Here is a 12127-nt window from a genome sequence, read left to right on the forward strand (position 1 = left end):
AACATGGACGAGCTTTACATCCTTGGCTGTTTGTTCCTGGTTTTTGCGCTGGTCGTGGCACCCGTGCTCGCGGTGATAGGTTTTAACCGAAGCACGGCGGCGCGGCAGGAGATCGCCCGGCTTCGCCAGCGCATTGAGGCGCTTGAGCAGCGCGGTGTCACTGAGAAAGCGCCGGAGCCGGTGCAGACCGCCGCGCCGGTGGAGACGCCAGCGTCGGTGGCAGAAGCCGTTACCGCACCTGTCGATCCCTGGCGTCCCGAACCGCCCGTCACTGAAGCAGAACCAGCGCTTGTACCGGCGGCAAAACGGCCTTCCGCCTTTGGCGGCATCCTGTCCTCGCTGACGCGCTGGTTTATGCAGGGCAATCCGCTGGCAAAACTGGGGATTGTACTGCTCTTCCTCGGCCTCTCTTTCCTGCTGCGCTATACCGTTGAACATTCACTGTTTCCGCTTGAGCTGCGTCTTGCCGCCACGGCGCTGTTTGCCATGGTTCTGCTGGCCGTTGGATGGCGGCTGCGGCACAGGCAGCGGATCTACGCGCTGATCCTCCAGGGCGGGGCGACCGGCGTGCTTTATCTGACCGTCTTTGGCGCATTCCGGCTGTGGCAAATGCTGCCGATGACGCTGGCGTTTGCGCTGCTGGTGGTGATTTGCGCGGCGAGCGTCGGGCTGGCCGTGCTGCAAAAGGCGCTGAGCCTTGCCATGCTGGCGAGCCTCGGCGGATACCTTGCGCCGCTGCTGTTGTCTACCGGAGGCGGCAGCTTTGTGGCGCTGTTCTCCTTCTATCTCCTGCTTTCCATCGGCATTCTCGCCATCAGCATCTGGCAGCACTGGCGCGAGCTCAACCTGCTCGGGCTGCTCTTCACGTTTGGCGTTGGCGGGGTATGGGGGCTGAGCGACTACCAGCCGGAAGACTATGCTATCTGTCAGCTGTTCCTGATTGCCAATACGCTTATTTTTGGCGTGTTTAGCGTGGCGCTGTCGCTGCGGGCGCAGGAAAAAGGCAAACAGATTATTGACGGCGCACTGCTGTTTGCTCCGCCGCTGATTGGTTTTGGGATGCAGTATGGCATGACGTCTCACTGGACGTACGGCCCGGCGCTCAGCGCGCTGGGCTATGGTGCGTTTTATCTCTCACTGGCGTTTCTCGCACTGCGACGCTATCCGTCTGTCGGGCGGCCACTGGTTATGGCGGCGCTGGCGATCGGCGGCGGGTTTGCCACGCTTGCCATTCCGCTGGCGCTTTCAGCGCGCTGGACGGCGATGGCCTGGGCGCTGGAAGGGCTGGGTATTCTCTGGCTGGGCGTGCAACAGCAGCAGCGGCGCATGAGCTATAGCGGGACGGCGCTGCTGGTGCTGGCGCTCGGCAGCGCGATATGGGCGCAAATGGACGGCGTCACCTCGTTGAGCCTGCTGCTTATTTTCGCAGTGCTCAGTCTTTGCTGGCTGGCTGCGGCCTGGCTGTGGCAGAAAATCGCACAGCCGGGCAGTTGGGCATTGCTGGCCGGTGGGCTGCTGTTCTGGTTAGTGGCGCTGCTGGGCGCGTCGCAGCTGTTCCTGAAGCAGGAGTTCTCGGTTCTGGCAGGCGTAATGGCGCTGACGGCGGCGTCGGCCTGGGGATGGCGGCAGGCTGCCGCTCGTCTGGCGTGGCGGGAGCTGGATGCCAGCAAATGGCTGCTGTGGCCGGTGATGCTGCTGATGGTGCTGTATCAGATCTGGCAACAGCAAATCCTGGCGGCCGGCTGGGCAAATCTGGCCTGGGCTATTGCGCTGCCTGCCGCCCTGATGCTGCTGCGGCGCGACGAAGATAAACTTCTGCCGCGCATCTCAATGGGACTGCATCTGTCGCTGGTGTGGACGATTTTACTCGCCATAGCCGCCGAGCTTTACTGGTTTGCCCGCTCCCTGCCGTGGGGCATGGCGGCCTGGGGAAGCGGCATTGCGATGGCTGTTGGCGGTGGGGTGATTATGGCGCTCTCCGCGGCTGTACGGCGTCGCGGGTGGCCGTTCCGGGTATGGCCTGCGCTCTACGCCTGCCTTGCCGCGATCCCTGTGGTTGTGGCGCTGGTGGTATTGCTGGTCGTGACCAATTTGCAGGACGGTGTGGTCTATCAACAGACATGGCTGCCGCTGGTGAACCCGCTTGAGGAAGGGGCGGCGTTCGCGCTGCTGGGGCTGGTGGTGTTTTATCGGGAAGTGGATCGCTACTATCCGGCATCGTTTGCGCAGTCCCGTCCGTGGCCCGCCGTTGTGCTGATGGCCCTGGGTTTCTGGTGGCTTAACGGCGCATTGCTGCGCGCGCTGGCGTGGTACGGCGAGGTGGCCTGGAATTGGGAGTCGTTGTGGCATTCGCGGCTTATCCAGACCACTTTTGCACTGTTCTGGATGTTCTGCGCGCTGGTGGTCATGATCCGCGCCACCCGTCACGCCTCCCGTCAGCAGTGGCTTGGCGGTGCGGCGCTACTGGGGGTGGTCATGCTCAAACTGATGCTGGTGGACAGCGCGGGCGGTGGCGGCCTGGCGCGCGCCGTCGCGTTTATTGGCGTGGCGATCCTGGTCCTGATTGTGGGCTATTTCTCGCCGCTACCGCCTAAGGCAGGAGAAGAAAAATGAAATGGATGAACGCGGTTGTTTGTGCGGCACTGCTGGCCGTGGCCGGTCCGGCATTCAGCGAGGGCGCGCCAGCGGAATCCCCGCGGGATTATGCCTATGGCCTGTCCCTTGATACCTCTGCCTCTTCGCCGTGGTATCGGGTCATGCTGCCGCTGGCGGTTTATCAGCAGAGCACATCGCCCGATCTGCGCGACGTGCGCGTGTTTAATCAGTCGGGCGAGCCGGTACCGTTCAGCCTGGTTACCACGACGCGTCCGCAGCCGGCACCGACCACCACGGCGCTGCGCCTCTTTGCGCTTAACGCCTCGCCGGGCGGAGAAGAGGACAGCGGCGATAAAATTATGCTACGGGCCAGAAACGGCGTGGAAATTGTGCTGGAAGGGCAACACGCGGCGGCTGCCGGACAGCACTATCTGCTGACCCTGCCGGAAAACGCGACGGAGGTTCCGCTCTCTCAGCTCCAGCTTTTCTGGGACACGCCGCAGGGCTCGTGGCAGGGGACGGCATCGGTCTATTACAGCGAGGATCTGAAAAACTGGTATACCCTGCGCGAAGAGATGCCCCTGCTGGACGTGATGAGTGGACAGGATCGCCTGAAGCTCGACCGCATCGATACCGATCTGGTGTTATCGCCTGAGGCGAATCGTTATCTGCTGCTGGTGCTGAACACGGGGCGTTCTGCCCTGACGTTAACCGGCGTCAACGCGATTAACGCGACTGAACAGCCGGAATCTGAGCACATTAGCCTGGCGGGAGAGGGGGAGCGGTTATCCGAAAGCGAAGCCGTGTGGCGCTGGAAACATCCGCAGCCTCTGAGTGCGATCGGCTTCATGCTGAATGGCGACGGTGTTCTCCCGGCAGAAATAGCCTGGCGGGAGGCGGATAAGGATCGGTGGCATACGCTGAAAAAAGAGGTGATCTACCAGCTCGGCGGCAAAACGTCTGAACCTGTTCCGCTCCCTGGCGGGCTGGTCGAGGCGGTAAAAATCAAGACCCTCAATGCGCGTTTGCCTGAGAACCTGCCTGGCGTGACCGGGCAACGCGTGCGCTACGATCTGGTGTTTAACGCGCAGGGGAAGGGGCCGTACCTTCTCGCGTGGGGGAACGGGGCTGCGAAACCGGCGAGCGTGGAGACGGATATGCTGATCCCGACCGAACTGCGTAAAACCTACGATCTGGCAGCCCTGCCGATGGCGGATACGCTGGAACCTGTCCCGCTGGGTGGCGAGGCGCGTTTAACCGCGACGTCTGCGGCTGAGCAGGAAAGCAGAATGAAAACGCTGATGGTCTGGGGCGTACTGATTGCGGGGGTGATGGTGCTTGCGGGTATGGCATGGCGCATCTGGCGCGAGGTAAAAAAAGACGGCGCAGCATAAGCCATAAAAAAACCCGCGTATTCGCGGGTTTTTTGGTAAACCGTGCCGATTACAGGCTGGATACGTTCTCAGACAGGTATTTAGCTACGCCGTCTGGGGAAGCCGCCATACCTTCTTTACCTTTTTCCCACTGAGCCGGGCACACTTCACCGTGCTCTTCGTGGAACTGGAGCGCGTCAACCATGCGCAGCATTTCGTCGATGTTACGACCCAGCGGCAGATCGTTCACAACCTGGTGACGAACGATGCCGTTCGCGTCGATCAGGAAAGAACCACGCAGTGCAACGCCAGCGTCCGGATGTTCGATACCGTAAGCCTGCTGGATTTCGCGTTTGATGTCCGCAACCATCGCGTATTTCACTGCACCGATGCCGCCGTTTTCGACAGGGGTGTTACGCCATGCGTTGTGTACAAATTCAGAGTCGAAGGAGACGCCAACCACTTCCACGCCACGCTTCTGGAATTCTTCGTAACGTTTGTCGAACGCGATCAGCTCAGAAGGGCAAACGAAAGTGAAGTCCATTGGCCAGAAGAACAGAACGGTCGCTTTACCGTTGGTGTGCTGTTTGAAGTTGAAGTTTTCAACGATTTCACCATTGCCCAGAACGGCGGCAGCTGTAAAATCCGGAGCCGGACGAGTTACCAGAACCATATGATTCTCCTGTAGATACTAAGGTTATTTGGAACGCAACGCGGGCCAGTATAGAGGCAGTACGGGAATAAGACAAAGAGGTGGTAACAATCGTTCCACCAGCTTTTACCTATCAATCGAACCGACTTCACAGTTCTTTATTTTTCGCCTGCGTCATCATACGCGGGTAGAACTGCCAGAAGCGGGTTTCCAGCGCATCATAATGTTCATCCAGGTCATGCCATGAGTCGCGCAGCGCGTCCAGACGCGGTCGACGGCTCGCCATGCCGTTCAGGACGTTCTGAATGAAATCCATCTCGCGGTATCGCTCCAGCCAGCGTTCAGACCAGAGATAGTTATTCAGATTCACAAAGCGCGGCGGGGAGTCCGGCAAAATGATCGACACCTGCGCGTGGGCGTAGCGCACAAACTCAGGCAGCGACATATCAGGCGACAGCCGGGACCAGTGGCGCGACAGGAAATGATCCCACATGACGTCGAGCGTGATCGGCGCCACGCGTCGGGTTTCGGGGCGGAACCAGGCTTTGGCTTCCGTCACTTCCGGCAGGTTATCGGTCAGCACGTCGATGCGGCGGTGCATAAAAATCCCGTCGACAACCTCAGGGGAGTACGCTTCCGCGGGGTTGCCGCGTACAAAATCGGCCAGCAAATTGCCGGAGAGGGAGCTGTCCGCGAGATGAGCGAGATGCAGATGAGCGAGAAAATTCATGCGTTTTCGTTGTCCGGTGGCGGCTAGTTGTTGCAGCAAAAGGGTGTGAGCACTAGACTATGCCGCCTGTTTTTAAGTCACGAGTATACGTCATGCGCGTCGCCGATTTCTCCTTTGAACTACCTGAATCCCTGATTGCTCACTACCCCATGCCTGAGCGTAGCAGCTGTCGCTTGCTGTCACTGGACGGGCCAACGGGCGCGCTGACGCACGGTACTTTCACCGATCTGCTCGACAAGCTCAACCCTGGCGATCTGCTGGTCTTTAACAATACCCGCGTGATCCCGGCGCGTCTGTTTGGCCGTAAAGCCAGCGGCGGTAAGATTGAGGTGCTGGTCGAACGTATGCTCGATGATAAACGTATTCTGGCACATATTCGCGCCTCTAAAGCGCCGAAGCCGGGCGCTGAACTGCTGCTGGGGGATGACGAGAGCATCAAAGCGACCATGACCGCGCGTCACGATGCGCTATTTGAAGTGGAATTCAACGACGAGCGCACGGTGCTCGATATCCTCAACGCCATCGGCCACATGCCGCTGCCGCCGTATATTGAGCGCCCGGACGAAGAGGCCGACCGCGAGCTATATCAGACTGTCTACAGCCAGAAGCCTGGCGCGGTGGCGGCGCCAACGGCGGGCCTGCACTTTGATGAGCCGCTGCTAGAGAAACTGCGCGCGAAGGGCGTAGAGATGGCGTTCGTGACGCTGCACGTTGGTGCAGGCACCTTCCAGCCGGTGCGCGTGGACAGCATCGAAGACCACATCATGCACTCTGAGTATGCCGAAGTGCCACAGGAGGTTGTGGATGCGGTGCTGGCGGCGAAAGCGCGCGGTAATCGCGTCGTGGCCGTCGGTACAACGTCGGTACGTTCCCTTGAGAGCGCTGCGCAGGCCGCGAAAAGCGAGCTGATTGAGCCGTTCTTTGGCGATACGCAGATCTTTATCTACCCGGGCTATCAGTACAAAGTCATTGATGCGCTGGTGACCAACTTCCATCTGCCTGAATCGACGTTGATTATGCTGGTTTCCGCGTTTGCGGGATATCAGCATACGATGAACGCCTACAAGTCTGCGGTAGAACAAAAATATCGCTTTTTTAGCTACGGTGACGCGATGTTTATCACGTACAATCCGCAGGCTTTGAATGAGCGTGTCGGGGAATAAGTCCGCGGCACCGTATTACAACGTTGGACTGTTTTTCTGACGTCGGAGAAAAAATGAAATTTGAACTCGATACCACCGATGGCCGCGCGCGTCGCGGTCGTCTGGTGTTTGATCGCGGCGTGGTAGAAACCCCCGCGTTTATGCCTGTGGGCACGTACGGCACCGTAAAAGGAATGACGCCGGAAGAAGTTGAAGCCACTGGCGCACAGATTATCCTCGGCAACACCTTCCACCTGTGGCTGCGTCCGGGTCAGGAGATTATGAAGCTCCACGGCGACCTGCACGATTTCATGCAGTGGAAAGGCCCGATCCTCACCGACTCCGGCGGTTTCCAGGTCTTCAGCCTGGGCGATATCCGTAAGATCACTGAGCAGGGCGTACACTTCCGTAACCCGATCAACGGCGATCCAATCTTCCTCGATCCGGAAAAATCCATGGAGATTCAGTACGATCTCGGCTCCGATATCGTAATGATCTTCGACGAATGTACGCCATACCCGGCGGACTGGGACTACGCCAAGCGTTCCATGGAGATGTCCCTGCGTTGGGCGAAGCGTAGCCGCGACCGTTTTGACGCCCTGCAAAACAAAAATGCGCTGTTCGGCATTATTCAGGGCAGCGTTTACGAAGATTTACGCGATATCTCGGTTAAAGGTCTGGTAGAGATAGGCTTTGATGGCTACGCTGTCGGCGGTTTGGCTGTGGGTGAGCCGAAGGAAGACATGCACCGCATTCTGGAGCATGTCTGCCCGCAAATCCCGGCGGATAAACCACGATACCTGATGGGTGTGGGTAAACCAGAAGATCTGGTGGAAGGCGTACGTCGCGGCATTGATATGTTCGACTGCGTTATGCCAACCCGAAACGCGCGTAACGGTCATCTGTTCGTTACCGATGGCGTGGTGAAAATCCGTAACGCGAAGCATAAGAGTGACACCAGCCCGCTCGATTCCGAGTGCGATTGCTATACCTGTCGCAATTATTCTCGCGCGTATCTGCATCATCTCGATCGTTGCAACGAGATTTTGGGGGCGCGTCTCAATACCATTCATAATCTTCGTTATTATCAGCGCTTAATGGCTGGTTTACGTAAGGCTATCGAAGAGGGTAAATTAGAGAGCTTCGTGACCGATTTCTACCAACGTCAGGGGCGGGATGTTCCACCGTTGAACGTTGATTAATTTTAATAATGAGGGAATTTGAATGAGCTTTTTTATTTCTGATGCGGTAGCAGCAACGGGTGCACCAGCGCAGGGCAGCCCGATGTCTCTGATTCTGATGCTGGTTGTGTTCGGTCTGATCTTCTACTTCATGATCCTGCGTCCACAGCAGAAGCGTACTAAAGAGCACAAAAACCTGATGAACTCCATCGCGAAGGGCGATGAAGTCCTGACCAATGGTGGCCTGGTGGGTCGCGTAACCAAAGTAGCGGAAAACGGCTACATTGCTATCGCCCTCAACGACACCACTGAAGTGGTTATCAAACGTGACTTCGTAGCTGCCGTTCTGCCGAAAGGCACCATGAAGGCGCTGTAATCCCAACTTTTCCCAAAGGGAACTGCCGTGTTAAACCGTTATCCTTTGTGGAAGTACATCATGCTGGTCGTCGTGATTATCGTCGGCCTGCTGTACGCGCTTCCCAACCTGTATGGTGAGGATCCGGCCGTTCAAATCACTGGCGCGCGCGGTGTCGCCGCCAGTGAGCAAACGCTGATCCAGGTCCAGAAAACGTTACAAGAAGAAAAAATTACCGCTAAGTCTGTGGCACTGGAAGAGGGCGCAATTCTTGCTCGCTTCGACACCACCGACACGCAGCTCCGCGCACGTGAAGCGCTGATGGGCGTGCTGGGTGATAAATATGTCGTGGCGCTTAACCTTGCTCCTGCAACCCCACGCTGGCTGGCTGCGCTGAACGCAGAGCCAATGAAACTGGGTCTTGACCTGCGTGGCGGCGTTCACTTCCTGATGGAAGTGGATATGGATACCGCGCTCGGCAAGCTACAGGAACAGAATATCGACAGCCTGCGCAGCGATCTGCGCGATAAGGGCATTCCGTACACCACCGTACGTAAAGAAGATAACTACGGCCTGAGCATCACGTTCCGCGACAGCGCGGCACGCGATCAGGCTGTGACGTATCTGTCTCAGCGTCACCGCGATCTGGTGATCACCTCTCAGGGCAGCAACCAGCTGCGTGCGGTAATGACCGACGCGCGTCTGAGTGAAGCACGTGAATACGCCGTTCAGCAGAACATTAACATTCTGCGTAACCGTGTAAACCAGCTGGGCGTGGCTGAGCCACTGGTACAGCGTCAGGGTGCTGACCGTATCGTGGTCGAACTGCCGGGTATCCAGGATACCGCCCGTGCGAAAGAGATTCTGGGCGCGACGGCGACCCTAGAGTTCCGTCTGGTTAACTCCAATGTCGACCAGGCTGCTGCGGCTTCAGGCCGTGTGCCGGGCGATTCTGAAGTGAAACAGACCCGCGAAGGCCAGCCTGTTGTGCTGTACAAACGCGTGATCCTGACCGGTGACCATATCACCGACTCCACTTCAAGCCAGGATGAGTACAACCAGCCGCAGGTTAACATCTCGCTGGATAGCGCAGGCGGCAACATCATGTCTAACTTCACCAAGGACAACATCGGCAAGCCGATGGCGACCCTGTTCGTGGAGTACAAAGACAGCGGTAAGAAAGACGCCAATGGCCGTGCCGTGCTGGTGAAAGAGGAAGAGGTGATTAACATCGCCAACATCCAGTCTCGTCTGGGTAACAGCTTCCGTATTACCGGTATCAGCAACCCGAACGAAGCGCGTCAGCTCTCTCTGCTGCTGCGTGCCGGTGCGCTGATTGCGCCAATTCAGATTGTTGAAGAACGTACCATCGGTCCAACCCTGGGTATGCAGAACATCAAACAGGGTCTGGAAGCGTGTCTGGCCGGTCTGGCGGTGTCCATCATCTTCATGATCTTCTTCTATAAGAAGTTCGGCCTGATTGCGACCTCCGCGCTGATTGCCAACCTGGTGCTGATCATCGGTATCATGTCCCTGCTGCCGGGGGCGACGCTGACCATGCCGGGGATTGCGGGTATCGTTCTAACCCTTGCGGTGGCGGTCGACGCCAACGTACTGATAAACGAACGTATCAAAGAAGAGCTGAGCAACGGTCGTTCTGTACAGCAGGCGATCGAAGAAGGCTACAAAGGGGCGTTCAGCTCCATCTTCGATGCGAACGTAACAACACTGATTAAGGTTCTTATCCTGTATGCAGTGGGTACTGGCGCGATCAAAGGCTTTGCGATTACTACCGGTATCGGTGTCGCAACGTCGATGTTTACCGCTATTGTCGGCACCCGTGCCATCGTGAACCTGCTGTACGGCGGCAAGCGCGTCAAAAAGCTGTCTATCTGAGGAGTGCGTTGTGGCACAGGAATATACTGTTGAACAATTGAACCACGGCCGTAAAGTCTGGGACTTTATGCGCTGGGACTACTGGGCCTTCGGCATTTCAGGTTTTCTGCTGATCTTGTCCATCGTCATTATGGGCGTGAAAGGCTTTAACTGGGGTCTGGATTTCACCGGTGGTACGGTGATTGAAATTACCCTGGAAAAACCGGTCGATATGGACCAGATGCGTGAGTCTCTGCAAAAAGCGGGCTTTGAAGAGCCGCTGCTACAGAACTTTGGCAGCAGCCGCGACATCATGGTGCGTATGCCGCCGGTACACGATGCCAACGGCAGCCAGGAGCTGGGCAGCAAGGTCGTCCAGGTTATTAACGAAACGACCAGCCAGGATGCAACGGTTAAGCGTATTGAGTTTGTCGGCCCGAGCGTTGGTGCTGACCTGGCGCAGACCGGTGCGATGGCGCTGCTGGTGGCGCTGATCTCGATCCTGATTTACGTCGGTTTCCGCTTTGAGTGGCGACTGGCGGCAGGCGTGGTTATCGCCCTGGCGCACGACGTGGTGATCACCATGGGCATACTGTCTCTGTTCCACATTGAGATTGACCTGACGATTGTGGCATCCCTGATGTCCGTTATCGGTTACTCACTGAACGACAGTATCGTGGTATCTGACCGTATTCGTGAAAACTTCCGTAAGATCCGTCGCGGCACGCCGTACGAAATCTTTAACGTGTCGTTGACCCAGACGTTGCACCGTACGTTGATCACCTCCGGCACCACCCTGATGGTGATCCTGATGCTGTTCCTGTTCGGTGGCCCAGTGCTGGAAGGCTTCTCGCTGACCATGCTGATCGGTGTGTCTATCGGTACGGCCTCGTCTATCTACGTCGCGTCCGCACTGGCGCTGAAGCTGGGCATGAAGCGCGAGCATCTGATCCAGCAGAAAGTCGAGAAAGAAGGGGCGGATCAGCCGTCCATTCTGCCGTAAGAGTCTTATGTAGTATCGAAATCCCGGCCTGTTGGCCGGGATTTTTTTTGTCTGCATCTCACAAACACTCCTGACAGTATGCTGTCAGGAGCCCTGTCGTAGACTCCTTCTGAACCCTAACAACAGGCAGGAGGACGTATGAAAAGTGTTATTAACTGGTTTGAAATTCCGGTCGCCGATATGGATCGCGCCATCAAATTTTATGAGTCGGTGATGCAGGTCGCGCTGCGGCGCGAGAAGATGGACGTGGCTGATCTGGCGATTTTCCCGCACGAGGATCCGGCCACCGGCGGCGCGCTGGCGAAATTTGACGGCGTTACACCGTCTTCGCAGGGCGCTATTATCTACCTGCATACTGACAATCTGGCGGCCACGCTCGATCGTATTGCTTCTGCGGGCGGTGAGTGCGTGTTTGGCCCGCTGGAACTGCCGCAAGGCATTGGCACTATAGCCCTGTTTACCGACAGCGAAGGTAATCGCGTCGGCCTCCATCAACCGGTATGAGAGTAAACCGATGACCCGACGCGCTGACCGTTTGTTCCAGATTGTGCAGATCCTTCGGGGCAGGCGTCTGACAACGGCAGCGCATCTGGCGGAAAGGCTTGGCGTGTCCGAGCGCACGGTGTACCGCGATATCCGCGACCTGTCGCTTTCCGGCGTGCCGGTGGAAGGCGAGGCGGGAAGCGGATATCGGCTGATGTCGGGTTTTGATTTACCCCCGCTGATGCTGACCAACAAAGAGTCCGAGGCGCTGATGGTGGCGATTCGCCTGCTCAAAACCTGGGGCGGGGAATCGCTGTCGCGCGAGCTTGAGTCGGCCCAGGAAAAAGTGCTGGCGATCCTGCCAGAAGAGAGCCGCCGCAAAGCTGAGCAGACGCGGATTTACGCGCCGGATATTGCCCTTCAGCCCCATTCCCGTAGTGGTTTCGACGTGATCCATCAGGCGATTTCCGCCCAGCGCGTGCTGGCACTGCATTATCGTGATGAGGCTGGGCAGCTCTCAAAGCGCGAGGTTCAGCCGCTGGGCTTGTTCTTCTGGGGAGAGCGCTGGCTGCTGGCGGCGTGGTGTGAACGGCGCGATGACTATCGCTGTTTCCGGCTCGACCGATGCCTCAATATTGTGCAGACGGAGAGGCGGTTTAGCGAAAGTGCGGACAGGTCATTGGCAGATTTTTTGCGCAAGGTGAGGCAGTAAAAAGCCGGGGGGCGGCTACGCCTTAC

Annotated in this window: 11 protein-coding genes; 9 read left to right on the forward strand and 2 right to left on the reverse strand. The window is 57.7% G+C overall.

Going from position 1 to position 12127, the window contains the following annotated elements; all coding sequences use genetic code 11:
* Nucleotides 1-3 precede the first annotated feature (3 nt).
* Both LOC22_RS15555 and LOC22_RS15560 read left to right on the forward strand, forming a co-directional pair.
* A complete protein-coding gene (locus LOC22_RS15555; RefSeq protein WP_230239028.1) occupies nucleotides 4-2613 on the forward strand; it encodes a DUF2339 domain-containing protein in 2610 nt (869 codons plus the stop codon).
* Nucleotides 2610-3989, forward strand: coding sequence for a DUF3999 domain-containing protein (locus LOC22_RS15560; RefSeq protein WP_033486692.1), 1380 nt, complete (start codon nucleotides 2610-2612; stop codon nucleotides 3987-3989). The genes LOC22_RS15555 and LOC22_RS15560 overlap by 4 nt, the downstream gene beginning before the upstream one ends.
* Nucleotides 3990-4038: 49 nt before the next feature.
* On the opposite strand, the gene LOC22_RS15565 is transcribed toward LOC22_RS15560, so the two are convergent.
* Together LOC22_RS15565 and acpH are read right to left on the reverse strand one after the other, a co-directional pair.
* A complete protein-coding gene (locus LOC22_RS15565; RefSeq protein ID WP_003859113.1) occupies nucleotides 4039-4641 on the reverse strand; it encodes a peroxiredoxin C in 603 nt (200 codons plus the stop codon).
* Nucleotides 4642-4768: 127 nt separating this feature from the next.
* Nucleotides 4769-5350 carry an ACP phosphodiesterase gene (gene acpH, locus LOC22_RS15570; protein WP_015571305.1) on the reverse strand — a complete coding sequence of 194 codons (582 nt, stop codon included), beginning with the start codon at nucleotides 5348-5350 and terminating at the stop codon, nucleotides 4769-4771.
* A gap of 92 nt (nucleotides 5351-5442) precedes the next feature.
* Between acpH and queA the strand changes: the two genes are divergently transcribed.
* The 7 genes from queA to LOC22_RS15605 all read left to right on the forward strand — a co-directional run bounded on the left by queA (nucleotide 5443) and on the right by LOC22_RS15605 (nucleotide 12101).
* Nucleotides 5443-6513, forward strand: coding sequence for a tRNA preQ1(34) S-adenosylmethionine ribosyltransferase-isomerase QueA (queA, locus tag LOC22_RS15575; protein WP_017694427.1), 1071 nt, complete (start codon nucleotides 5443-5445; stop codon nucleotides 6511-6513).
* Between the two features lie 53 nt (nucleotides 6514-6566).
* The gene (gene tgt, locus LOC22_RS15580; RefSeq protein WP_015571303.1) at nucleotides 6567-7694 is read left to right on the forward strand and encodes a tRNA guanosine(34) transglycosylase Tgt; all 1128 of its coding nucleotides are present in this window, start codon (nucleotides 6567-6569) and stop codon (nucleotides 7692-7694) included.
* A 22-nt stretch (nucleotides 7695-7716) separates the two neighbouring features.
* Nucleotides 7717-8049 (forward strand): preprotein translocase subunit YajC, encoded by a 333-nt coding sequence (gene yajC, locus LOC22_RS15585; RefSeq protein WP_003859109.1) that lies wholly within the window; start codon nucleotides 7717-7719, stop codon nucleotides 8047-8049.
* 27 nt (nucleotides 8050-8076) lie between these two features.
* On the forward strand, nucleotides 8077-9924 hold the full coding sequence (secD, locus tag LOC22_RS15590) for a protein translocase subunit SecD (RefSeq protein WP_017383164.1): 1848 nt from the start codon (nucleotides 8077-8079) through the stop codon (nucleotides 9922-9924).
* A gap of 10 nt (nucleotides 9925-9934) precedes the next feature.
* Entirely contained in the window at nucleotides 9935-10906 is a 972-nt protein-coding gene (gene secF, locus LOC22_RS15595) for a protein translocase subunit SecF (RefSeq protein ID WP_003859105.1), read from the forward strand.
* Nucleotides 10907-11044: 138 nt separating this feature from the next.
* On the forward strand, nucleotides 11045-11410 hold the full coding sequence (locus tag LOC22_RS15600) for a VOC family protein (protein ID WP_017383165.1): 366 nt from the start codon (nucleotides 11045-11047) through the stop codon (nucleotides 11408-11410).
* 10 nt (nucleotides 11411-11420) lie between these two features.
* Nucleotides 11421-12101, forward strand: a complete 681-nt coding sequence (locus LOC22_RS15605) for a helix-turn-helix transcriptional regulator (protein WP_017694425.1) — start codon at nucleotides 11421-11423, stop codon at nucleotides 12099-12101.
* Nucleotides 12102-12127: the final 26 nt, after the last annotated feature.

The sequence above is a fragment of the Enterobacter sp. AN-K1 genome, from assembly GCF_020971765.1.
GTDB classification, from domain to species: Bacteria; Pseudomonadota; Gammaproteobacteria; order Enterobacterales; family Enterobacteriaceae; genus Enterobacter; species Enterobacter hormaechei_C.